The sequence below is a fragment of the Nodosilinea sp. LEGE 06152 genome, assembly GCF_015207525.1.
GTDB lineage: Bacteria > Cyanobacteriota > Cyanobacteriia > Phormidesmidales > Phormidesmidaceae > Nodosilinea.
The window spans coordinates 63,844-85,739 of the sequence record NZ_JADEWR010000016.1 but is presented as its reverse complement, the minus strand read 5'-3'; the positions used below and the strand labels follow the sequence as shown (position 1 = coordinate 85,739).

General features: G+C 57.4%; 20 protein-coding genes and 2 pseudogenes. 14 read left to right on the top strand and 8 right to left on the bottom strand.

Features of this window, described 5'->3' with window-relative positions; all coding sequences use genetic code 11:
• Positions 1-67 precede the first annotated feature (67 nt).
• A complete protein-coding gene (locus IQ265_RS20580) occupies positions 68-1,072 on the bottom strand; it encodes an alpha/beta fold hydrolase (protein WP_194057042.1) in 1,005 nt (334 codons plus the stop codon).
• Positions 1,073-1,080: 8 nt separating this feature from the next.
• A complete protein-coding gene (locus IQ265_RS20575; RefSeq protein ID WP_194057040.1) occupies positions 1,081-2,016 on the bottom strand; it encodes a fatty acid desaturase in 936 nt (311 codons plus the stop codon).
• Positions 2,017-2,264: 248 nt separating this feature from the next.
• Between IQ265_RS20575 and IQ265_RS20570 the strand changes: the two genes are divergently transcribed.
• Both IQ265_RS20570 and IQ265_RS20565 read left to right on the top strand, forming a co-directional pair.
• On the top strand, positions 2,265-2,981 hold the full coding sequence (locus tag IQ265_RS20570; protein ID WP_194057038.1) for a GntR family transcriptional regulator: 717 nt from the start codon (positions 2,265-2,267) through the stop codon (positions 2,979-2,981).
• 99 nt (positions 2,982-3,080) lie between these two features.
• The gene (locus IQ265_RS20565) at positions 3,081-3,602 is read left to right on the top strand and encodes an alpha/beta hydrolase (protein WP_194057036.1); all 522 of its coding nucleotides are present in this window, start codon (positions 3,081-3,083) and stop codon (positions 3,600-3,602) included.
• A gap of 28 nt (positions 3,603-3,630) precedes the next feature.
• Here the strand turns inward: IQ265_RS20565 and IQ265_RS20560 are convergent, their stop codons facing one another.
• Positions 3,631-3,795: a hypothetical protein gene (locus IQ265_RS20560; RefSeq protein WP_194057034.1), complete on the bottom strand. Its 165-nt coding sequence runs from the start codon at positions 3,793-3,795 to the stop codon at positions 3,631-3,633.
• A gap of 360 nt (positions 3,796-4,155) precedes the next feature.
• Between IQ265_RS20560 and gap the strand changes: the two genes are divergently transcribed.
• Both gap and IQ265_RS30150 read left to right on the top strand, forming a co-directional pair.
• A complete protein-coding gene (gene gap, locus IQ265_RS20555) occupies positions 4,156-5,208 on the top strand; it encodes a type I glyceraldehyde-3-phosphate dehydrogenase (protein WP_194057032.1) in 1,053 nt (350 codons plus the stop codon).
• Between the two features lie 301 nt (positions 5,209-5,509).
• A pseudogene (locus IQ265_RS30150) lies at positions 5,510-5,859 on the top strand (type II toxin-antitoxin system PemK/MazF family toxin).
• A gap of 21 nt (positions 5,860-5,880) precedes the next feature.
• On the opposite strand, the gene IQ265_RS20545 reads toward IQ265_RS30150, so the two are convergent.
• Positions 5,881-6,642, bottom strand: coding sequence for a metallophosphoesterase (locus IQ265_RS20545; RefSeq protein ID WP_194057030.1), 762 nt, complete (start codon positions 6,640-6,642; stop codon positions 5,881-5,883).
• A 246-nt stretch (positions 6,643-6,888) separates the two neighbouring features.
• On the opposite strand from IQ265_RS20545, the gene IQ265_RS20540 reads away from it, so the two are divergent.
• On the top strand, positions 6,889-7,233 hold the full coding sequence (locus IQ265_RS20540) for a hypothetical protein (RefSeq protein WP_194057028.1): 345 nt from the start codon (positions 6,889-6,891) through the stop codon (positions 7,231-7,233).
• 163 nt (positions 7,234-7,396) lie between these two features.
• Here the strand turns inward: IQ265_RS20540 and argC are convergent, their stop codons facing one another.
• The gene (argC, locus tag IQ265_RS20535; protein ID WP_194057026.1) at positions 7,397-8,461 is read right to left on the bottom strand and encodes an N-acetyl-gamma-glutamyl-phosphate reductase; all 1,065 of its coding nucleotides are present in this window, start codon (positions 8,459-8,461) and stop codon (positions 7,397-7,399) included.
• Between the two features lie 288 nt (positions 8,462-8,749).
• On the opposite strand from argC, the gene ribBA reads away from it, so the two are divergent.
• The 5 genes and pseudogenes from ribBA (at position 8,750) to IQ265_RS20510 (ending at position 12,291) form a co-directional block, all read left to right on the top strand.
• Complete coding sequence (gene ribBA, locus IQ265_RS20530) at positions 8,750-10,486, top strand: bifunctional 3,4-dihydroxy-2-butanone-4-phosphate synthase/GTP cyclohydrolase II (protein ID WP_194057152.1); 1,737 nt, start codon at positions 8,750-8,752, stop codon at positions 10,484-10,486.
• 134 nt (positions 10,487-10,620) lie between these two features.
• Positions 10,621-11,199 (top strand): hypothetical protein, encoded by a 579-nt coding sequence (locus IQ265_RS20525; RefSeq protein ID WP_228038224.1) that lies wholly within the window; start codon positions 10,621-10,623, stop codon positions 11,197-11,199.
• Positions 11,200-11,317: 118 nt separating this feature from the next.
• On the top strand, positions 11,318-11,554 hold the full coding sequence (locus IQ265_RS20520; RefSeq protein ID WP_194057024.1) for a type II toxin-antitoxin system Phd/YefM family antitoxin: 237 nt from the start codon (positions 11,318-11,320) through the stop codon (positions 11,552-11,554).
• Between the two features lie 181 nt (positions 11,555-11,735).
• Positions 11,736-11,990 carry a type II toxin-antitoxin system ParD family antitoxin gene (locus IQ265_RS20515; RefSeq protein ID WP_194057003.1) on the top strand — a complete coding sequence of 85 codons (255 nt, stop codon included), beginning with the start codon at positions 11,736-11,738 and terminating at the stop codon, positions 11,988-11,990.
• Positions 11,991-11,992: 2 nt separating this feature from the next.
• Positions 11,993-12,291, top strand: a pseudogene (locus IQ265_RS20510) (type II toxin-antitoxin system RelE/ParE family toxin).
• A 114-nt stretch (positions 12,292-12,405) separates the two neighbouring features.
• On the opposite strand, the gene IQ265_RS20505 reads toward IQ265_RS20510, so the two are convergent.
• The 3 genes from IQ265_RS20505 to IQ265_RS20495 form a co-directional block, all read right to left on the bottom strand.
• Complete coding sequence (locus IQ265_RS20505) at positions 12,406-15,069, bottom strand: DUF3536 domain-containing protein (protein ID WP_194057001.1); 2,664 nt, start codon at positions 15,067-15,069, stop codon at positions 12,406-12,408.
• A 500-nt stretch (positions 15,070-15,569) separates the two neighbouring features.
• On the bottom strand, positions 15,570-16,943 hold the full coding sequence (locus tag IQ265_RS20500; protein ID WP_194056999.1) for a HAMP domain-containing sensor histidine kinase: 1,374 nt from the start codon (positions 16,941-16,943) through the stop codon (positions 15,570-15,572).
• Positions 16,944-16,977: 34 nt separating this feature from the next.
• Entirely contained in the window at positions 16,978-17,298 is a 321-nt protein-coding gene (locus IQ265_RS20495; protein WP_194056997.1) for a nucleotidyltransferase domain-containing protein, read from the bottom strand.
• A 209-nt stretch (positions 17,299-17,507) separates the two neighbouring features.
• Here IQ265_RS20495 and IQ265_RS20490 point away from each other — a divergent pair, with 209 nt between their 5' ends.
• The 4 genes from IQ265_RS20490 to IQ265_RS20475 all read left to right on the top strand — a co-directional run bounded on the left by IQ265_RS20490 (position 17,508) and on the right by IQ265_RS20475 (position 21,849).
• Entirely contained in the window at positions 17,508-18,494 is a 987-nt protein-coding gene (locus IQ265_RS20490; RefSeq protein ID WP_194056995.1) for an MBL fold metallo-hydrolase, read from the top strand.
• A gap of 162 nt (positions 18,495-18,656) precedes the next feature.
• On the top strand, positions 18,657-19,310 hold the full coding sequence (locus tag IQ265_RS20485; RefSeq protein WP_194056993.1) for a Uma2 family endonuclease: 654 nt from the start codon (positions 18,657-18,659) through the stop codon (positions 19,308-19,310).
• A gap of 62 nt (positions 19,311-19,372) precedes the next feature.
• Positions 19,373-21,067, top strand: coding sequence for a hormogonium polysaccharide biosynthesis protein HpsL (gene hpsL / locus IQ265_RS20480; protein ID WP_194056991.1), 1,695 nt, complete (start codon positions 19,373-19,375; stop codon positions 21,065-21,067).
• 404 nt (positions 21,068-21,471) lie between these two features.
• Positions 21,472-21,849 carry a hypothetical protein gene (locus IQ265_RS20475; RefSeq protein WP_194056990.1) on the top strand — a complete coding sequence of 126 codons (378 nt, stop codon included), beginning with the start codon at positions 21,472-21,474 and terminating at the stop codon, positions 21,847-21,849.
• Positions 21,850-21,896 lie beyond the last annotated feature (47 nt).

Genomic DNA, 21,896 nt, shown 5'->3' with positions numbered 1-21,896 from the left:
TATACCCCCAATTTGTAGAGGCATTGCACTGCAATACCTCTACCGGGGACCGCTTGCTTGAATGAGACTATTCGCCTAACAGGTCGGCGATCGCCCCTTTGATAAACGCCTCATCCTCAGGGTTTTGGTAGGGGTTGCCCGCCCGGTGCCCCCAAATTGATGAAATGGGCCGATACTGGGCGTTGGGGATCAGGGCTGCTTCGGCCTCGCAGTCTTCTGGGGTGAAGTAGAGATCGGTGGTGGCAGGCATAACCAAGGTCTTGGCCGTAATCGATCCCATCGCTTTGGCATAATCGCCCTGATAAACGGGGTTGTCGCCCACATCGCAGCGCAGCCAGGTGTCGATCATCGCCAGCAGGTTGTGGGGATCGCGCTGGCGGTAACCCGCTTCCCAGCCGCGCAAAATGTAGTCTTCGAGTGAGTCGTAGCCCCAGGCCAGGTAGGGTTTGGCCCGGTAGTAGGCCTGGGATGCCGCCCAGCTGGCGTAGATTTGGGCAAAGGTATGAAAGCCGCGATCGGGCGTGCCTTCAAAGCGATCGCCGGTCCAGGTTGGGTCGGCCGTCAGGGCGGCCCGCAGGCTATAGAGAAAGAGTTTGTTGTGGTCGGTGGTTTTGGCGGTGCCGCAGAGAGCGGCTAGGCGCTGTACGCGATCGCGGTACAGCGCGGCCCAGTGGTAACCCTGCTGCGCCCCCATCGACCAGCCGTAGACCAGGGCCAGTTGCTCGATCCCCAGTACATTAATTAGCGCCACCTGAGCCCGCACGTTGTCGTATTGGGTGAAGTAAACGCCGGGGCGGGCCACGGCTGGGTCATTGCTGGGTGAGGTTGAAAGGCCGTTGCCAAACATATTCACCATCACCACGCACCAGCGGCTGGGGTCGAGAATGCCGTCGGGGCGCACCAGCCAGTCAACATCGGTGTGCTGCGCCCCGTAGGAGGTGGGGTAGAGAACGGCGTTGGTGCGCTGATCGTTCAGCTCGCCGTACACCTGGTACACCAGCTTGGCCTCGGGGAGCACCACCCCGCACTGCAGCGGAAAATCTTTCAGCACAAACTGTTTTGCTGTTGCCATCGCTGCCCTTAGCTAACTTTGGCCACGATACTGCGATTTACCCGCACATAGCCTGCATCGATGTGCTCAAAGTAAGGCTTGAGCTGTGCGTGGGCCGCTGGCAGCATCTGAAACGGAATTGACGGGTACAGGTGGTGCTCGGCGTGGTAGGGCATATTCCACATCAGCCAGCGCAGGGGCCAGAGGGTGAGCGTGGTGCGGGTGTTGAGCAACGGATTTGCGTCGTTGGGGCAGCCGGTGTGCTCGGCCAGCAGCACAAACCGCAGCAGGGGCTGACCCACCGCCAGCGGTAGCACCCAGTAGGTAAACAAAAACCACGGGTGGCCCAGTAGGGTAGAGACCACAATCACCGCCGCGTAGGTGAGCAGTTGCCAGCGCACCGATCGCATCACCTCGCCATAGGAGCTTTCGGGCAGATAATACATGCCCTCCATCTGCCCCAGCACCACCTTGCTGTGGCAGCGCACCTTACCCATCCACCAGGGAAGGCCGCTGAGCTGCCAGAGGTAGTTGCCCAGGCTGTGGGGCTTGGGGTCATCCAGTTCAGGATCCTTGCCTGGAATTTGGGTGTAGCGGTGGTGCCATTTGTGATAACGCCGGTAAAAGGTGCTGTTGTAAAACGACAGCAGCCCCGCCAGCCAGGCCGCGCCATCGTTGAGGCGGGGGTTGGCGAAGGCGGTGCGGTGGCAGCACTCGTGCATCGGGCAAAACATCAGCGCCAGGCTGGCTCCGCAAATGACTAGGGCGGGCAGCGCGACCGCCAGCGGCGCGATCGCCCACAGGTAGCCGCTAATCGCCATCACCCCCAGATGGCCCAAAAACTGAGCCGCCCCGGCCCAGTTCGATCGCTGGTTGAGAATGGCCAACGCCTCAGCGGATAAGACCTGGCGCGGTCGAACCGGCAGCGGACTGAGTTTGGCAGCAGGTGTAGTATTCGTAAGCATGGTTAAGGTTCTAGTAAGAAATGCCTTGGCAACATCAGATAATGGGAATGGAAGGTAGTTCGCTCAGGGAATCTCCCCGGCCCTCAGTTCACCTTTCCCACAACGACCTGCTGACTACAGCGGTCAGCACAACGACCCGCTTACAATGGGGCGCAATCAACTTGTTATAACAAGTGAGCTTAGCACATTATTTTGGGTGGTCAAGCTGCCTTTGAGTATGCCCATCGCCCGTTGATGGTTCTCTGACTATGTCTCCTCCCCTTCACATAAGTATTTCGGAAAAGCTGCGTCACCAGATTGAGGCGGGAGTTTATGCGGCGGGCGATCGCCTGCCCAGCGAGCACCAGCTGATGGAAACCTTTAGCGTCAGCCGTATTACCGCGCGTCAGGCAGTGGCCAACCTGGTGAGCCAGGGGCTAGCGATTGCCTACCGAGGCAAAGGTGTTTTTGTTACACCCCAAAAGAAAGTCACCTACTCGCTCTCCAGCCCGCTGGTGTTTCTAGAGCAGGACATGGCCCGGCAGGGAATCGCTTTTTCCTTTGAAAACCTGGTGTTTGAGCCAGTTGCCGCCCCTAGAGATGTAGCGGTGGCCCTGGGGATTGCCAAAGCGTCGTCGGTCTACCTGCAAAAAAAACTCTTTCGGATGGACGGAGCGGCGGGGGCTGTAGACGTAACCTACCTGATTGCCGATTTGGGCGAACGCTTTGCACCGCTGTTAGAACAGCAGATGACCTTTCCCACCCTGGCCGAACACGGCATTCCCATCGATTGCTTAGATTCAGTGATTGAGTGTACCCACGCCGACTACGACCTCAGCGGCTACTTAGAAGTGCCCCTAGGCCACGCCCTGATGGTCTACCGCTACACAGCCTATAGCAGCGATCGGCAGCCAGTGCTGCATGGGTCCACCATTTCGCGGGCCGATCGCTTTTGCTATTCCCTCAGCACCCGCGCCAGGGCATAACAACCGGCCATCGTTATACTGACTACACACGGGCTACAGATGGGTTGCAACCTTACGCAACACTAGCTCGTCATAGAGATCAGTCAATAGAGAGATGCTATGCAACGGCGAATATTCGCGGCGATCGCCCTGGCTAGTCTGGGGCTAGGTACCCTGGCTGCCAACCCCGGACAGGCGGCCGAGCGGGTGCGGCTCAACTATCGGGGGTTTAGCCGTACCGTACCCGTCGCACTGCTTGAGTTGCTGGCCGATACCGGCGAATCAACAGGCGTGCTGGGTGGGTTGCTCAACCAGGCTGGGCAAAATGCGGGCGAACTGCGATCGCTGCTCACCCGTCCCCTGGCTGCCAACGCCGTCATCCTCGATCGCTCCCTCAACAGCCGCCCTGGAGAATGGGTGCTCGACTACCTGGGCCAGTCGATACACACAGGTACAGGCGAGGCCGACCGTCAAGCGCTGCGAGCGTCCCTGGTTCTTTCGGCCAGCGACGACCAGCAGATTACCCTGCTGGAGATTCTGCAAAATTATCCCACCGAAGAAGTGGTGCTAGAGGGCGACAATATTCAGTCGGCCTACAGCCGCCTGGCAAGCTTTCTCCGTCCCCTATCAATCTTTTTCTAAAGCACTGAGTGTTTCTCCACCGACAGCGTTAGCGATTGAGCAGAGAAACCGCTATCATGCCCACAATAATGGTCACCACCAGCAGGGTTAGCGGCTCTAGCTTAAACTCTGAGCCTTTACTGGGAGCGCTCGTCGCGTAAAAGAACGCAAAAAACACCAGCATTATCACAACCAGATCAAGGCCAGTAAACACAGCGCTTTCTCCCGTCGCCAACTGGAACTATAGGTTAAACAATCTGTTGCCGTAACTATACTTGCCGACTGTAGGTATAGCGACAGAAGTTTTAGGCGATCACCTATCTAAGTGAGTATTTTAGTCCTTTCAGCCTGAACTAAACCAAAAACTCAACTCTGAAATAAAAGCGTAGATCCCGACCCTACGCCGTTTTTTACCCATAGCATTTTGCAGTGGGGAGTGACGAAAATTCTCAGGGCTAAGCGCGATTATTTCAGCATTCATTAAGTGCCCACTTTTAATGGGACTGAGGCCATATCAATCGCGGCCCGTTCCACTGCAAACCTAAAGCAAACCTACCCATAAGGACATCTAACCATGACAACCTTAAAAGTTGGCATCAATGGTTTTGGTCGCATTGGCCGCCTGGTACTGCGCGGCGGCATCAAAAATCCCAACATTGAATTTGTCGGCATCAACGACCTAGTACCGCCCGCTAACCTCGCTTACCTGCTCAGGTACGACTCTACCCACGGCCGCTTTGACGGCACTGTTGAAGCCGTTGAAGACGGCATTGTTGTCGACGGCAAAAAAATTCCCTGTATGGCGGAGCGCAACCCCGCCGATCTGCCCTGGGGCGAGCTTGGGGCCGACTACGTAGTTGAGTCAACTGGCCTCTTCACCACCTTTGAGACCGCCCATCAGCATATTGATGCCGGAGCCAAGCGCGTGATTCTCTCCGCCCCTACCAAAGATCCCGATAAAGTGCACACCTTAGTCATCGGCGTTAACCACGACACCTACAATCCCGCCAACGACATTATCGTGTCGAACGCCAGTTGCACCACCAACTGTCTGGCCCCTGTCGCCAAGGTCATCCACGAAAACTTTGGCCTGGGCGAGGGTCTAATGACCACCGTCCACGCCGCCACCGCCACCCAGCCCACCGTTGACGGCCCCTCTAAAAAAGACTTTCGCGGCGGTCGCGGGGCGAGTCAAAACATCATCCCCGCTTCTACAGGTGCCGCCAAAGCCGTCACCCTGGTGCTGCCCGATCTAAAGGGCAAACTCACGGGCATGGCCTTTCGCGTTCCCACCCCCAACGTGTCGGTGGTCGACCTCACCTTTAGAACTGAGCAAGCCACGAGCTACGAGGCTATCTGTGAAGCCGTCAAAGCCGCTGCCGAAGGCCCCATGAAGGGTGTGTTGGCCTACACCGAAGACGATGTGGTTTCTAGCGATTTCATCACCGACCCGCACTCCAGCACTTTTGATGCCGGGGCGGGCATCGGCCTCAACGAGAATTTCTTTAAGGTCGTCGCCTGGTACGACAACGAGTGGGGTTACTCGATGCGTGTAGTCGATCTGATGCTCTATATGGCGCAAAAAGAAGGCATTCTCTCGGGCGTGAGGATTCCGGCCACGGTGTAGGGAGAATTATGGAATTTAGAGCCCCAGTTTCAAAAGATTGGGGCTCTTTTGCAATGACCACGTCACTGCTAACTCGCCAAGGATAATCAGATAGTCTATCCATAGCTGATGCAATAGGACGAGTGAGAGCTTACAGGGTTACGACAGAAGTGATATAGATGAGCTCCCTGTCCACAGGGCTCTATTCCCTAAAGCTCCTATGGCCATCAACACACTGGTTCCGCTGATTTATAAGCTGTCGCATACCGACAAGCTACTCCTGCTGCAAGTGCTTGTGCAAGAACTGCTTAAGACCGAAGGCGTGACTGAGGCCACAGCGCAAAGTTCGAGCAGCACCGCTCCCACCATAGGTGCGGAGATTAAAAAGGTGCGCCCAGCTATTGTGATCAGCTCTGACGCGGTGGGGAAATTGCCGATTAAGTTGATTGCACCTTTGACCGATTGGAAGCCTTACTTTGTTAACAATCCCTGGTACGTCCGCATTTTACCAATGCTGAAAATGGGTTGAGCAAGCCCTCTGCCGTTGATGCGCTTCAGATCAGAGGGGTTGATCTACAGCGATTTATTCGCAGGCTGGGCCGAGTTTCAGACGAGATCTTGGCAGAAGTTGCGATCGCAATCACAACCATCATCGAAGGTGACTTGCCCTAGTACTTCCCTGTAGCTAGCCCCCTAAAACGCGGCGCGGGTAGCCATATCGCGGGGGCGCTTTTTAATCAGCGTGGGGTCGAGGTAGGTGATTGCCTCAGCGCACGATCGCACCCGTTCGATTGGCTCAAACACATTCACCTGGTAGACGATCTGGTTATCCCAATCGAGGGCAGTGAGCCAGCCGCTGCGGGGGTGGTAAACGCCTGTGTCGATGTCGATCCAGCCGCGCCCGGCGACAATTTGGCCTGGGTCTACGCCAGGGAAGGTGAAGGTGATCGTGTGGCCCGTGATGATCAGCTTGTCGGAGAAGAAGGGCGTCAGACTGCTGTGAAAGGTTTCGCGAATCCAGCACATTTCGTAGCTGCTCTGCTCGGCAATCGGCAGCATGGGGTTGACCCCGGCGTGCACCAGCCACAGATCGCCCAGGTCGATGTAGAGGGGCAGCTGCCGCAGCCAGTCGAGGTGGTCCTCGAGGGTAGAGGCGGAGCCGTGGTAGCTGGTAAGAGTGGCCTGACCGCCGCTAAAGATCCAGCCCTGGAGGGTAGGGGGGTTAATTTTGCCGTCGACAAAGGTGTCGAGAATGAGCTGCTCGTGGTTGCCCCGCACACAGTTGGTAGCGTGGCGACGAACGAAGTCGACTACGTCGGCGCTCTTGGGACCGCGATCGATTAAATCGCCAACGCAGTAAATCTCATCGTCAGTTTCAGGGGCGATCGCATCCCAAAGCCGCTGTAGGCCGTCGTAGTGACCGTGGATGTCGCCAATAAAAATTCTTCGGGGCATGGGGCAGGGACTCCGTTCCTTTTATTATGCCTTAAGCCCAAACTCAACTATCAATTTTCCGTAATGCTCACGTGGATGAAGGTCAGTTAAAGATATAGCTTAGGACTGATCACAAGCTGTGTTGTTCCCACAGAAAAAACCCTACATCGGAGGCCAGATCGGGTTTATTCCCATTATTCTCAGGCATAATAAAGGCCAGCTTAGAGCACCTACCCCATGAGCCGTTCGCCTTCTCGTCGTCCGCCGATGCCTTCTTCTACGCGTACCCCTGTTCGGCGGCAGCGGCGGGCTGATCCTTTGCGGCGGCTGGCTCGTCATACCGTTGCAATAGAGCTGGGTGCAAGGCTAGGGGTGAATGTGTTTTTGATTTCGGTAGCAGCGGTATCACTGGGGCGGTTGCTGCCTTACCTGCAATCCCAGGTGCAGCAGCTTGAGGTCGCCCGCGCCGAGTTAGCCCAGGCGGAAGCAGCAAATACCCGTCTGCGGGCTGACTTTGATCGCTACTTCGACCCAGCCCAGGCGGGTCGGGTGATTCAGGAGCAAACGGGCTACCGCAGCCGCTCAGAGCGTCAGGTCGTTTGGACGGACTGAGGGGACTGGGAGAGTAGGCGGGTGGGCGGGTGGGCGGGTGGATTAAACCTGACTCCAGGCAAGGTTTCTCGGTGCTGATGACTTGATTTGCAGGCTTATTTAGCGATCGCCTACATCACTTACCCGCCTACACACCCTACTCGCCCACCCACCTACAGATCCACTATGGATAAAAGGTAGTCGCAGGCAACCCCAACCCTTCCTCCAACCCCATCATCAGGTTGAAGCACTGCACGGCCTGAGAGGCCTGGCCCTTCATTAGGTTATCGATTGCCGACATGACAATTACTCGACCAGTACGGGGGTCGGTTTCGAGGCCGATGTAGCAGCGGTTGGTGCCCCAGGCCCACTTGGTTTGGGGGTAGGTGCCGTTGGGCAGCACCGTCACCCAGGGGGAGGCGCGGTAGAAGGCGCTGTAGATGGTGAGCAGGTCGTCGCGCACCAGGCCGGGGTCGCGCAGAGTGGCATAGATAGTGGCCAAAATGCCCCGCACCATCGGAATCAGGTGGGGCGTAAACTGCACTGTGACTTCGTGGCGAGCTAGTTGGGTACAAATTTGCTCAATTTCGGGGGTGTGGCGGTGACGGGCAACGCCGTAGGCCCCCAGGGAATTGCTGGCTTCAGCCAAGAGCATGCTGGTTTTGGCCACCCGACCGCCGCCAGAGGTACCCGATTTAGCATCAATAATTAGGCTTTCGGGCTGGGCCAGCCCCTGCTTGAGCAATGGCGCAATGCCGAGCAGGCTGGCGGTGGGGTAGCAGCCGGGGCAGCCGACCAGGCGGGCATCCCGAATGCGATCGCGGAATAGCTCAGGCAGGCCGTACACCGCTTCGGCAGCGGTGACCTGATCAGCGCGATCGCCCCCGTACCACGCCTGGTAAGTATTCAAATTTTCAAAGCGGTAGTCGGCAGACAGATCGAGCACCTTGCAGCCCTGTTCGAGCAGGGCGGGTGCCATCGTGTAGGCCAGCCCGTTGGGCAGCGAGAGAAATACGGCCTGGCAGCGCTGGGCGATCGCGCTCAAGTCCACGGGTTCTACCGTTAAATTGACCGAGTCGGCCAGGTGGGGGTAAATGTCAGTGTAGGACTGCCCGGCGCTGCTGTCTCCGCCCAGATACACCAGCTCGACCTCAGGGTGCTGAGTGAGCAGGCGCACCAGCTGCACCCCTCCATAGCCCGAAGCGCCCACAATACCGACCTGAATTTTTCCTGCTGGTGACTCGCTCATGGTTCTAGGGTTGGCTACGGTGCCGGGTAAAAGGGGGTGTGGTCAATCGCTTGGGGAGAGCACCAACCGCGTTAGCACTACCCCTTGTAGATCAGCACTGTAATAGTAAACCAGTAATTTCAGATCAACATGGTTGCTTAAGATGCCGAGGGAAGTCTCTTCAGCCCGCTCAATCTGCCCTTAGAGCGTGGTCAACATTCGGGTGAAGGCCAAGCGGTAAAGCTAGAATTTTAAGAGTAAACGTACTTCACAAAGGTTAGCCCCACCGTGCTCGACCCAAAATCGGAGATGTCCGCCGCCAACCAGCCCACCTCCGAGCTTCCCCCCGACTTTAAGTTTGACTCCATCGAGTCAGCCCTCCACGATTTGGCTGCAGGGAAATCAATTGTGGTGGTCGACGATGAAAACCGCGAGAACGAGGGAGATGTGATCTGCGCGGCCCAGTTTGCCACGCCCGATATCATCAACTTTATGGCGGTGGAAGCGCGGGGGCTAATCTGCCTGGCCATGACAGGCGATCGCCTCGACGAGCTAGACCTGCCCCTGATGGTTAGCCCCAGCGCTTTCGAAGACGAAAACGAGCAGACTGCTTTCACCGTCAGCATCGACGCCGCCCTGAGCTGGGGCGTCACCACCGGCATTTCCGCCGACGATCGCGCCCGCACCATTCAGGTCGCCATTAACCCCAACGCCCGCCCCCAAGACCTGCGCCGCCCCGGTCACATTTTTCCCCTACGGGCCAAAGATGGCGGCGTGCTAAAGCGAGCGGGCCACACCGAAGCCGGAGTTGATCTGGCCCGACTGGCAGGGCTCTACCCCGCAGGGGTAATCTGCGAAATTCAGAACCCTGACGGCTCGATGGCGCGGCTGCCCGAACTGGTCGACTACGCCAAAACCTTTGGCCTCAAACTGATCAGCATTGCCGATTTGATCAGCTACCGGCTGCAGCACGAGCGCTTTGTGCAGCGCGAGGCCGTGGCTACCATGCCCACTCAGTTTGGCGACTTCGCTATCTATGCCTACCGCAACCTGCTCGATGGCTCCGAGCACGTGGCCATGGTCAAGGGCGACCCCGCCACTTTTGCTGACCAATCGGTAATGGTGCGCGTCCACTCCGAATGTCTGACTGGCGATGCTTTTGGCTCCCTGCGATGCGACTGCCGTATGCAGCTCCAGGCAGCGCTAAAGATGATTGACGCTGCCGGGCGCGGCGTGGTGGTCTACCTGCGCCAGGAGGGGCGCGGCATTGGCCTGGTCAACAAGCTCAAGGCCTACTCGCTGCAAGACATGGGCCTCGACACCGTAGAAGCCAACGAAAAGCTGGGCCTACCCGTCGACCAGCGCAACTACGGTGTGGGCGCACAAATTCTCAACGATATTGGGGTGCAGAAGTTCTGTCTGATCACCAACAACCCTCGCAAAATTGCGGGCATCAAGGGCTACGGCCTGGAAATGGTGAATCGGGTGCCGCTAATCATCGAAGCTACCCCCTACAATTCGGGCTATTTGGCCACCAAAGCTCAAAAGCTGGGCCATCTGCTGATGCACACCTACCTGGTTACGGTGGCAATTCACTGGTGCAGCGGCAATCTGACCGTGCAGGACCGCTACCACAAGCTAGAGCAACTGCGTGGATTGGCCCAGTCGCTGGGGCTGATGCTGCAAGAGGAGGCCCGACCAGTAGCCGCTGCCCTATTTAGCCAGCCCGATGTGATTGTCAACTTGGGTTTAGAAGGGGTCACAGAAGCTGGGGCCGAAACCTGGTACCGGGATTGCAATGAGCCGAAAATGAAAGCGATCGCCACCCTGCTCGACAAACTTGCTACCTGGTCCGATGTCGATCAGCTGGCGTTTTTAATCTCCGGCGGCAGCGACCCCTTCAGCGGCTTGCAGGTAAAACTCGATCGCCAGGTGTTCCAACGCGACGGGGTGCCCACCGCCGAAACCGTCAAACCCTCCGACCTCTGCGGCAGCCTAGAAAGCCAGCGCATCTACGTGTTCTCTAGCCACATTCCAGCCGATTAGTTAGGAACTATCCGTATAATTGTCTTCCTAGGAGGAATTTTCGGCAACTGTCGGCATAATAAATTGTTAGCCTGCTTAAATTCTTACCCTTTCCGATTTACAAGCTCCATTGGTAATCAATTTGAAATACCAAAATGTTGAAAATGGAACCCTCCATAGTTGTTGCGATAGTGGCTGGTTCTGTAACTGCTATTGGATGGATGGTTAACCATGTTTTGACTGATCATAGAGAGCGAGAAAAGCGGCAAACGGAGGCTTCATTAAAATATGTCGAAAAGCAGCTTGAAGAGTTATACGGGCCACTAGCTTTTCTTCTGTATGAAGGTCGTCAAACTTTTCAGGATTTGCTTGATACTTTAGGCAGAAATTATGTTTTTATGCATGGCAACTCTCTTTCTAAGGAAGACTTAAAGACTTGGCTGTTTTGGGCTGAATACTCCTTTTTGCCCAAAAATGAGAAGATTAGGGAATTACTTGTTTGTAAAACTCACTTAATAGAAGGTTCTCGTTTTCCAGAGAGCTATGTTACCTTCCTTAACCACCATAGTTCTTGGTTTATTCAGCACCAGCGGTGGAAAGAAGAGAGCGTAGCATATTCATGGCACTCAAAAATTAACTGGCCTATAGAATTTGAACAGGAGATAATTCAAACTTTTGAGAGATTAAAAGCTAAGCATTCAGCGCTTTTAGGAAAACTTACACAAATCAAGTAAGCGACAGTTAATGCAAGCCAGCTCTTGCGTACATTAGACAGGATGGTGATCTCTAGTCTCAATTTGATCTGCCGCCGGTGATGCTCACCGTTATAATTATGCGACTAGAGGCTAGACAATGCTAAACATAACAATTGATGAAATCCAGCGTGATCCATTCAAGTATCTTCGCCAAGTAGAGGCCGGTGAGACGCTTTTAATTTTTAGGGCCGATCAGGCGATCGCAGAACTCAAGCCGATTACCAAAGATAAGCAACTGCGACCATTTGGCTTATGTGCGGGAGAATTTACTGTCCCGGCTGACTTTGACGCACCTTTACCTGAAGATCTTCTAAGCGCATTTAAGGGCAAATGATAATTAATGGAGGCAGAACACTTGGATAACTAGAGTGAGGGCAGCGATGACTGAGTTACTTGACCAGGCGATCGCACAGTTGCAGACCTCACGTGAGAGTGAGCAACATGCGAGCGCTATCATTAGCCTAAGAGAAAAATTTAGCAAATGCAAAGCATGAAAACTTAGTTAAGAGGTTTTTATGAGTATTAATCTCACCCCCGATCAAGAGCGCTTTGTTGAAACCAAGCTTCAGTCTGGCAAATACCGCTCCACTGAAGAAGTTTTAGAAATTGCCCTGCGATTACTAGACGAGTACGATCGCTCTGAAGCCGAGTGGGTCAAGGACGTGCGAGCAAAAATTGGTGCAGCAATTGAAGCCTCTAATCACACTGCCCCAGTCGATGGCGAAACCTTTGTAAATGGCATTCTAGAGCGTTTCCGGCCAGCGAACTAGCCATGAGTCGCTATGTCATCAACGTTCTTGCTAGCCAAGATCTCAACGAGATTGCCGACTATTTTGCCGAGACTAGCGTTGAAGCAGGGGAACGATTCTTCCAAGCTTTTAATCGGAAGTGCCAGCAACTCGTCGCCTTCCCCGACAGCGGCAAAAGCTATGCCAATATTCGGTTTGGGCTTCGGGGTCATGCTTGGAAGGTTACATTATCTTTTACAGAATTTTGGATGATGGCATCGAAATTTTGAGAGTTGTAAGCGGGCGACACGATTTCCCATCTCTTTTTGAAGAATCTGTTTAATTTGCCTACCAGTCCGAGATTCTTTGCCTCATCCCATTCAAACTGCATGAAAGTCTAGCAATGCCAACTGAACCATCTGTATTTTAGAGCAAGGCTATTTCAACTTCGGCCTGTTTATGCAGGCCGACCAGGATCGAGGTGATCTAGGGCTTTTAGCACTGCTCCCACGTCCATCGACAGGTATTCACCGAGGCGAAGGATGTCGTTGACTTGAGCGCGGCTATCGGAGCCAAGGGGCTTTCTCGACACCGCTGCTTGTTTGAGCAGGGCAAACACCTGGCGGTTGAGGTGCTGGTAATACAGCTCCTGGGGGCGTTCTAACGAAAGGCCCAGGTTGAGTTGCTGACCCAGGTTCACCAACCGCCCCAACCAGTCCACATCGGCGGCGAGAGATTCTGTCGGGGCTTGGTTGAGAATTTGCCACACCGATCGCCCGATCAGCCGCTCCAGCATAGGCTTGGCCGCCGCTAGAGACAGAGAGGCATTGCAGGTGCTGGCCTCGGTGGCGATCGCCTCCAGTTCATTCAAATAGTCTTCGCCCTGGCGCAGGGGGCTGGCGGTGGGGTCGCTGGTCTCCCGTTCGAGGGATTGCAGTACCTCCATCGCCCGGTGGCTGAGGGCGATATCCGCCGCCACTTGTAGTTCCTTGGGCACGGGCAGGCCGTCGCGGTGGAAGGCCCGCAGCACGCCGTAGTTGTCGCGGTAGACCTGGGCGTAGAGCTGGTCAAGACGCAGCAGGGTGTCTTGGGAGAGCAGCCCCATCATGCGGTGGCGCTCTTCGGCAAACAGGTCTTGCAGGCCGTAGGTATGGGGGCCAAAGGCGCTGTTGATGGCGAGAATTACCTGGGCGGCGCTGGCCTGGCCTAAGCTATCGAAGACGGCGGCTTTGGCGCGGGTATAGGCGAGGCGCGATCGCATGCTTGTAATCCCGCAGTGAAAGTCCCAGCCCCCCAGATGGACTACCGCAAAGGCGAGGCTAAGGCTCTCGCGAGTGATGGTCGAGGTAATCTCAACTTGCCCTACCGCGAGGGATATCGGACCCATGCGCTGGCGGCGGTAGTCGAGCTGCTTAACGGTGTAGCAGTAGACCGCCTGCTCGCGGTGGTAGTCGGTGAATAGCGACCCCATGGCGTAGTGAGCCACCACCTGCTCTAGAGAAATGCGGGAGGGTTTGACCAGCGCTTCGTAGACCCCGGCCCCAGTCGCAAAGTCGTCGATGTTGCTGGGCGCGTGGAGCAGCCGCTTGACAAACTCCGGCTCCAGGGCGATCCCCGCCACTTCGCCAGCTAGCTCAATAGCGCGGGCGGCGTAGCGCAGAATTTGGGTGCCCTCGGGGCGCGAGAGTTCTTCAAAAAACCAGCCGCAGCTGGTGTACATAAACAGGGCGTGGCGCTGCATTTCGAGCAGCTGCAGGGCAGTAACTCGCTCTACGGCAGAGAGCTTGTGGGTTTGGTGGGTCTTAAAGAAGGCGTTGAGGCTCTCAGGGCTGCGATCGCCCATTACCGCCACGTAGGCATCGCGCGCCGCCCAGGGATCGCGCAGCAGGGCCGCTCCGTGCTCTTCGTACACGGTCGCCAGCTGGTCACGCAGCCAGTTGAGGCTGTCGCGCAGAGGCCGCCGCCACTGCTGGTTCCAGACCCCGCCGCCGCCGCAGCCACAGTCATCCTGCCAGCGATCGACGCCGTGGGAGCAGCTCCAGGCGGTGACGGGCTTGAGTTCGGCTTCCCAGGTGGGCGGGTGGGTGGCCAGGTAGTGGGCATAGTTGGTCACCGTCCAGCCCTGGCGCGGAAATTCGTCGGTGACGGCGTAGGCCAGGGCTTTTTCGGCCCCGCCCCGGTGGTGGCCAAAGGTTTCGCCGTCGGTCGCGACCGAGATCAGCTGGAAGGGGCGGTGGTCGCCGTGGATGGCCTGGCCGATGCGCCCGACAAAGTGCTGGGACGAACTCAGCACGTCGTTGAAGCCCATGTCGCGCGAGATCGGGCCGTCGTAGAAGAAAATGTCGATGTGGCGGTTGGGATCGGGCGTACCGTCGGCGTGCTTGAGAAAGCAGCGGTAGGGGCGGCTGGGGTCGATTTGGCCGCCGCCTACTTCCTGCCAGGTGTCGCGCTCACCGTTGTAGCTGACTAGCGGGCGACAGCGCTGTACCTGCGACGGAGCCAAAATCGTGAACTTGATCCCCTCGGCGTGGAGCACGTCTAGAGTGGGGTAGTCGATCGCGGTTTCGGCCAGCCAAATGCCCTCGGGCTGGCGACCAAAGCGGCGGCGAAAGTCTTCGATGCCCCAGCGTACCTGAGTGACTTTGTCACGCTGGTTGGCCAGGGGCAGAATGATGTGGTTGTAGACCTGGGCGATCGCGTTACCGTGGCCGCTCAGCCGGGCGCAGCTGTTGCGATCGGCATCAAGAATGCGCTGGTAGGTCTCTACGTCGTAGCGCTCCATCCAGCTCAGCAGGGTGGGGCCGATGTTAAAGCTGATGTATTCAAAGGTGTTGACGATGCGCACGACTTCGCCGCGATCGTTGAGAATGCGGGCGTAGGCGTTGGGCCGATAGCACTCGTGGTGGATGCGCTCGTTCCAGTTGTGGAAGGGCGCGGCGCTGGGCTGTTTCTCGATCGCATCCAGGTACGGGTTTTCGCGGGGCGGCTGGTAAAAGTGGCCGTGGACGCAGACAAACACCCCCGTACTAACGGCGGGGATCAGCCCATCGTGGGGGCCATCATAGGAAGCCTGGGCCGCAGGAGCAGTCTGCAACGCCGAATGCTGGAGTGAATCAGCCATAGGAAAAGAAATTGAGTGAGGAATCGAACATCGAACCGGGCAGCCAGCTTAAACTGAGCTGTGCCACCACCAGGGATCGGGTTTTGCAAAAACTTAGGGCCGGGGATCAAAGCCCTGAGGGCGACTCGGCAGATTGATTAGGTTCAAACACGGCAGCAAACGTGCCTTTCGGATCACCTGAAATTAAGGAGTACAGCTGGGGCAGGACGGATAAGTAGGGGGCGATTCGGGGACAAATCGCTCTGCGAATCGCGGCGATCAGCGTACCTTCCACCAGGTGCAAATGTCTCTGCTAATTTTAACTCTCTTTTGCGAAACAGACAGGAGTCTGTAACCTCCGTTGACGTTTCGCAACAGCCCCCACCCCCTTTCTCCCTACGGGAGACGCTAACGCGTTGGCGAAGCCTGTCCACAGGACAAACGACCCCGCTCAGGAACAGTCACCTMTKTCYCYWMYNACCCATCTACCCATCTACCCATCCACCCATCTACCCATCCACTCACTCACCCCCCTGAGGCAGCACCACCGTCACCGTGGTGCCCTCGCCGCGCTGACTTTCTAAGTGGATATGCCCTCGGTGGGTTTCGACGATTACCCTGGCGATCGCCAGCCCCAGCCCCGTGCCCTGTTCGCCACTGCGCAACCGCGACGGATCGGCTCGGTAGAAGCGATCGAAGGCGTGGGCCAGCGCTTCGCCATCCATGCCAATACCCGTATCCTGCACGGTTACCTGTACCGCTGGTTGGCCCTGATGCTTGATGGGCTTGACCTGTACAGTCACAGTGCCCTCCTTAGGGGTGTACTGCACCGCATTGCTAATCAGGTTGGTAAATAGCCGGGTGAGCTGGCTGGGATCGCCTAAAATCGTTGAGTTGGCGGTGGGAGGTGCCGCGAGGGTTTTTGAATTACCGGAACGATGCTTCCCTTGATCCCTGTGGGACACCTCTACCCGCAGAGTAATCTGCCGCTCGGCCGCCATCACCTGCTGCTCTTCTACCACATCTTCCAGCAGTCCCTCCAGGCTGAGCGAAGCGGGGGTGAGGGCGATTAAACCGCTCTCCTGACGGGCCAAAAACAGCAGATCATCCACCAGCCGCCCCAGCCGCCGGGTCAGCCGCTCAATCACCTGAAACTGCTGCTGCTGAATCTCCACATCGGGGTCGGGGTCGGACAGGGCTACCTGGGCATTGGTCTGAATTACGGCAATCGGGTTGCGCAGCTCGTGGGAGGCGTCGGCGGTGAACTGCTTGAGCTGCTGGTAGGAGTCGCGCACGGGGGCGATCGCGATCCCCGACAGCAGCCAGCCGATTGCCGCCACTGCCGCCACCATCAGGCTGGTGCCTAGGGCCAAGTCCACGATCAAGCGGCGACTGGGTTTAGTCACCTCAAACCACGGGTGGCTGACCCGCAGGTAGCCCAGCACTTGGCCGTGATCCTGTACCCGCTCGGTGATCTGGCGAAAGAAGGTGTCTAGACCCACCTGCACCGTTTCCCCAGCGGGGTTCACGTGCAGGGGCACGGGCTGGAGGTCGGTAAAGGTAGACCACAGCAGCTGCCCATCGGGGCCAAACCACTCCAGGTCAATGTGGTCGTCTTCGACGGCGCGGGCATTGTCCCGAAAGCTGGCCTCGACATTCACCCGCAGCGGCGCACTACTGGCCTTAGCAGTGGTGAAGATGTGATCCCCGGCGGCGTCGGGTTCTATGACTAGCGATCGCTCCACAATTTCCACCACGTGGTTCAGCGTGTCATCCACCCGCTCGACCAGGGTAGTGCGTACGTAGAGGTAAAAGCCGCTGGCAAACAGCAGCAGCAGCACCGCCGTCACCGCCGTATACCAGAGCGCCAGTCGCCGCCGTGTCGCCTGAAACATAGATCTCTAGGGCAATTTTTGCATAACACAATCGTCAACCATAGAGGACTTGCCCATGATGCAGTGCTTCACAGACCAGGGAGCTGGCGACGTTCTTTTTGCGATCGACCTCTGTGCGAGTCATCAGCAAAATATTTTTAGGAATGCCTAGCCCTCGCAGGGCTTTATAGGCGACCCGCGCTCGCCGATAGCCAGGCTCGTCGGACTGCGAGACGATCACCAGCAGATCGATATCGCTGTCTTCGTTGGGTTCGCCGTAGGCGTAGGAGCCAAACAGAATGATCTGCTCTGGCTGAAGGGCAGCCACCAGGTGCTGGGTGATGGAATCGAGCAGAGCGGTGGTGAGCGGTGGCATGGGTTACCTGGCCCTGGGGGAAGTGGGGGGCGATCGCTAGCTCCATCCTAATGCAGCGGCATGCAGCCACAAACCTCCTGCCTTACCATGGACGAGCATCGGGGGGAATTTCTCCGATAGCCCCCGAGATTGTATTGAGGAGACGATCTGTGCCCAATTTTTTAGCTGCTGTAAAGCGTTCGAGGCCGTGGGGCCTCAAGCGATGGGGAATGGCCCTCGTTGCCACGGCAACCCTGGGCTTTTGCCTTTGGGTAGGTGGTCAGCCCTCGACGGTCTTAGCCCAGAGCGAGCCCGCTGTAGAACGAGCCACCCCCACCAATGCCACGACCTACCGCTTCACCGTGGGCGACTACAGGGCTACGGTGGTCAGCGACGGCATTCTGTCCTTTCCCGTGGGCTTCTTTGTGCCCAATGCCGACCCTGAGGCCGCCGCCGCTGCCCTAACCGACAACTTTTTGCCCACCGACAATGTGCTCGCCCACCTGAACGTGCTGTACCTGGAAACCGACGAGCACCGGGTGCTGATTGACACCGGGGCGGGCAACACCTTTGGCCCCACCGTGGGCTATCTGGCCAATAACTTAGAGGCGGCAGGCATTGCCCCTGACACCATCGACACCGTGATCATCACCCACGCCCACCCCGATCACATCGGCGGCATTCTCGACGGCAGCGGCAACCCGGTGTTTGCCAACGCCAGCTACTACATCCCTGAGCCCGAGTGGGCCTTTTGGATGGCCCCGACGGTAGAAATGCCCAATGCGCTGTCGGATGCAGACACCCAGGCGAGTACGGTGGCTGTCGCCAAGGAATGGCTGGGGGCGATCGCCAGCCGCACCACCCGCTTTGCCCTGGGCGATGATGTCATCCCTGGCGTTGTCTCGGTGGCATCAGTGGGCCACACCCCTGGCCAGTCCTCGTACCTGATTACCTCCGGCGACGATAGCCTGCTGGCCACCGGAGACGTGTTCTTTAGCGACCCCCTCAACCTGGAGAACCCCGACTGGGAAGTGGCCTTTGACACCGATCCCCAGGCCGGAGTGGAAACGCGCAAACAACTGCTGGAGACTGTGGTGGGCGATCGCCGCCAGCTGCTGGTGCCCCACATGCCCTTCCCCGGCCTCGGCCACGTGCGCGCCCAGGGCGACGCCTACGGCTGGGAGCCAATCGTCTGGGGTTTTGGGTTTGAGTCGTAGGAGACTGCCAGGTCGAAGGTGATTGGGGGTTCAGGGTTTAAGGCGTACGGTTCGTGGCCTGCCTTAAACCTGAGGCCCTAAACCTGAGACTTTGGCTGGCCCCAAAGACGATCGCGCTATGCTTGAGGCATCCCTGCCTTAGGCATTTTTTTTGCAGCGCCCATGGTAACAACGCGCCCACCTTCGCCGCTTTACCCTAGCCCTCCCATGGTGCTGCGGGGGGTGAGCTGGCCCACCTACAAAACCCTCATGGCCGAGGTAGGGGGCGATCGCGCCTGGAGAATTGCCTACGATCGCGGTGTGCTGGAGCTGAGAATGCCCTTAGAAGAGCACGAGGAACCCAAGGGACTGCTGGAAAGCTTTGTTGAAGCGATCGCCGATGAACTTGAAATTGAAGTGAGAAAGCTGGGTTCGCTTACCTTAGAGCGTGAAGATTTAGCCCGTGCGGTTGAACCCGATAGCTGCTTCTATATCCAAAACGAAGCGGCAGTCCGAGGTCGAAAAATTGATCTACCGAATGACCCGCCGCCAGACCTGGTGATTGAGGCCGACTATACCAACTCGTCGGTCAACAAGCAGTCTATTTACTGGGCTTTGGGGGTGCCCGAGCTATGGCGCTATACCAATCAAAGGCTGCTGGTCTACGCCCGTACGGAGAGCGGCTACGAGCAACAGAACTTTAGCCCAGGGTTTCCCTTTTTGCCCATCGCCGAGGTGGGGCACTTCATTGAGCAAAGTCGCACCCTGGGCCAGCGTAGCGCCGTGCGCCTCTTCCGCCACCGCATTCAAGCAATTCTCAGCGAGCAGCGTGGGTGATGCCCCAAGATCTGGCTCAGGGGTTACGCTGACAGTGAAAGTCCCCCGTGGTTTCCCTTGCCGTGACCGATACCTCCCCGCCCCTCACAAAAGCGACTCGGCTCCGGCGGCGAGGCAAAGGTAAAGGTAAAGGGGATATGGTAGAGCAAGCGCCTCCCCTCAGTCGCAAAGAGGAACGAGCCAAGAAGCGCCAGGCCCAGAAGGCGCGCAAAGAATTGATTCAATACCTCTCAGCAACCTTGTTTGCCGCCGGACTGCTTGGAGTCTTGCTGGCGCTCTTGGGCGAGCCAAAGCTGGGGCTGGCGGCGGTGGTGGCGATCGCCTGTCTTGCCCTCTCCTTCAAGTATCCGCGCCAGGCCATCTACGGACTGATTATCTATGTCCCTTTTGGTGGCACCGTAGTTTATGCCCTGGGGGGCAGCGGCATTTTGCAGCTGGCCAAAGACGCGATCTACATTCCAGCGCTGATTGGGGTCATTCTGTTTTGCCGCCGCACCCGTCAGCCGCTGATTATTCCGCGAATGATCAAAGTTCCGCTGCTGACGCTGCTGGGGTTGAGCGGGCTGACCCTGCTGGTGGTCAACGGCGGGCAGCAGCTTGATGCGGCGGGGGGAGAGGTTCCCATTCTCATTGGGGTGCTGGGGCTGAAGGTGCTGATCGGCTACGTGCTGATTATTCCGTGTATTTATTATTTGCTGCGCGATCGCGAAGACGTGTACTTCCTCCTGCGCCTGCAGGTGGTGCTGATTTTGGTCTGCTGCGGTCTTGGGTTCATGCAGTTTCTCATGCTCAAGACTGGCATATGCCCCGGCACCGTTGGCCAGGGCGAAGACCTGTTTAAGGCATCGCTGCAGGCCCGCTGCTTTGTCGGTGGGTCGCTGCTGTACGCGCCCTCCCAGGGGCAGATTCGGCTGCCGGGCACGTTTAATGCCCCGTGGCAGTGGGGCTGGTTTTTGATTTCGAGCGGCTTTTTTGCCTTTGGCACGGCCTTTAGCGATCGCAGCCCAATTTGGCGCATCATCGGCTTAGCCTCGTTAGCGGCGGTGGGAGTAATGGCGGTGGTGTCGGGGCAGCGCATCGCCCTGGCCCTGGTGCCTGTCACTGTCGTCGGGCTGTTGATTCTCACCGGGCAGGTGGTTAACCTGAAGCGATTCCTGCCGATCGGGATTGGCCTAGCCCTGGTGCTGACGGTGTTTGTGGCCCAAAATCCGGTGGTGGTCAGCGAGCGGCTGGCCAGTTTCGAAAGCCGTTGGGCCGCCTCGCCACCCCACGAGTTTGTTGTGCAGCAGTTTGCCTGGGCGCAACGACAGCAGCAGGGCCTTTTGGGCCGAGGGGTGGGCCGCGCCACCAATGCCGCTCGCATATTTGGCAAAACCGAGCTGGTCGAAACCTACCATCCCAAGCTGATGTACGAAATCGGCCCCCTGGGGCTGCTGGCCACCCTGGCAGTTTACCTGACGCTGACGGTGGCCACCTTCAAAGCCTACCGCTCGATCAAAGACCCCAATTTGCGGGGCTATGGCGCTTCCATGTGGGTGTTTGTGCTGTTTATCAGCATCTTTCCCTACTACTACCCGCTGGATGTGGATCCGGTGAATGTGTATTACTGGCTGGCGGCGGGCATTGTGCTAAAGCTGCCCGAAATTGACCAAAAAGAGCGCCTGCAGCAGCGTCTAGAAGAAGCCAGCCGTCGCCGCAAGCTCACGCCCCGCGAGAAAAAGCAGCTTCAAAAGCAGGAAACAATCGTGTTTGAGTAGCCGTTGAGCCTAGGGACCGGCCGGATGCTGGGCCTGGCAGTCTGGATAATGCTGGGCTAAGGGGGGCGATCGCCCCCTCTAGCCCCAGGTTTCACCCTGAATGCTCGGCATTTCGAGAAATTACTCGGCGTCCCAAGAAAAGTACTCGGCGCTTCGAGAAGAAAGCCTGGTGTTTCGAGAAAATTGCTCGGAAGGTGGTGTAAACGACTCGGCGATCGCAGCGGATTGATGCGGCCATTGGGGCACACAGCTCGAAACCGACCCTAGGGAGCAGAGCAAAGAGCGCGATCGCCGAAACTACCGAGCTAGACCACGGTTCTGCCCTAAGGAAACATTCGACGATAGTACGCTTGAACTTTGTGCGCTATACTGCCTTCGTTAATGGTTGCTTGGGAGACAAAGCTATGGCTCAGGTTAAGAATGGGGCAACGGCGGTGGCCGAAGCAGAGGTAGCAGCAGACGTAGCGACAGCAGAGGATGCGATGGCGTCCGACGATCTCGAATCGGTAGACGCCGATCAGATTGACGATTTGTTCAAGGATCTCAAAACCCTGCTCAGCACCGTCGAAAAGCTGCAAAAAGCCCGCCAGGATGTGGGCGACATCAAGCCCCTGATTTTGCGTCTGCTCGACGGCGAACTGCTCTCCGGCGACGAACTTGAGGAACTGCGCGGCGGCATCGGCGGCCTGTCAAAAATTCTCAAGTTCTACAACGACTACCAAACGGCCCTGGAGCGCGCCCAGCCTGCCCGCACCATTCTCGATCAGCTCTTGAAATCCTAATTTCCTAATTTGTTGTGTGGGGGCACATAGGCTCTGTCGCACACAAC

What these genes read in the sequence shown, in the direction of transcription:
- IQ265_RS20580 (WP_194057042.1), bottom strand. Translation starts at nt 1,072, where the DNA reads ATGGCAACAGCAAAACAGTTTGTGCTGAAAGATTTTCCGCTGCAGTGC.
- IQ265_RS20575 (WP_194057040.1), bottom strand. Translation starts at nt 2,016, where the DNA reads ATGCTTACGAATACTACACCTGCTGCCAAACTCAGTCCGCTGCCGGTT.
- IQ265_RS20570 (WP_194057038.1), top strand. Translation starts at nt 2,265, where the DNA reads ATGTCTCCTCCCCTTCACATAAGTATTTCGGAAAAGCTGCGTCACCAG.
- IQ265_RS20565 (WP_194057036.1), top strand. Translation starts at nt 3,081, where the DNA reads ATGCAACGGCGAATATTCGCGGCGATCGCCCTGGCTAGTCTGGGGCTA.
- gap (WP_194057032.1), top strand. Translation starts at nt 4,156, where the DNA reads ATGACAACCTTAAAAGTTGGCATCAATGGTTTTGGTCGCATTGGCCGC.
- IQ265_RS20545 (WP_194057030.1), bottom strand. Translation starts at nt 6,642, where the DNA reads ATGCCCCGAAGAATTTTTATTGGCGACATCCACGGTCACTACGACGGC.
- IQ265_RS20540 (WP_194057028.1), top strand. Translation starts at nt 6,889, where the DNA reads ATGCCTTCTTCTACGCGTACCCCTGTTCGGCGGCAGCGGCGGGCTGAT.
- argC (WP_194057026.1), bottom strand. Translation starts at nt 8,461, where the DNA reads ATGAGCGAGTCACCAGCAGGAAAAATTCAGGTCGGTATTGTGGGCGCT.
- ribBA (WP_194057152.1), top strand. Translation starts at nt 8,750, where the DNA reads ATGTCCGCCGCCAACCAGCCCACCTCCGAGCTTCCCCCCGACTTTAAG.
- IQ265_RS20525 (WP_228038224.1), top strand. Translation starts at nt 10,621, where the DNA reads ATGTTGAAAATGGAACCCTCCATAGTTGTTGCGATAGTGGCTGGTTCT.
- IQ265_RS20520 (WP_194057024.1), top strand. Translation starts at nt 11,318, where the DNA reads ATGCTAAACATAACAATTGATGAAATCCAGCGTGATCCATTCAAGTAT.
- IQ265_RS20515 (WP_194057003.1), top strand. Translation starts at nt 11,736, where the DNA reads ATGAGTATTAATCTCACCCCCGATCAAGAGCGCTTTGTTGAAACCAAG.
- IQ265_RS20505 (WP_194057001.1), bottom strand. Translation starts at nt 15,069, where the DNA reads ATGGCTGATTCACTCCAGCATTCGGCGTTGCAGACTGCTCCTGCGGCC.
- IQ265_RS20500 (WP_194056999.1), bottom strand. Translation starts at nt 16,943, where the DNA reads ATGTTTCAGGCGACACGGCGGCGACTGGCGCTCTGGTATACGGCGGTG.
- IQ265_RS20495 (WP_194056997.1), bottom strand. Translation starts at nt 17,298, where the DNA reads ATGCCACCGCTCACCACCGCTCTGCTCGATTCCATCACCCAGCACCTG.
- IQ265_RS20490 (WP_194056995.1), top strand. Translation starts at nt 17,508, where the DNA reads ATGGCCCTCGTTGCCACGGCAACCCTGGGCTTTTGCCTTTGGGTAGGT.
- IQ265_RS20485 (WP_194056993.1), top strand. Translation starts at nt 18,657, where the DNA reads ATGGTAACAACGCGCCCACCTTCGCCGCTTTACCCTAGCCCTCCCATG.
- IQ265_RS20475 (WP_194056990.1), top strand. Translation starts at nt 21,472, where the DNA reads ATGGCTCAGGTTAAGAATGGGGCAACGGCGGTGGCCGAAGCAGAGGTA.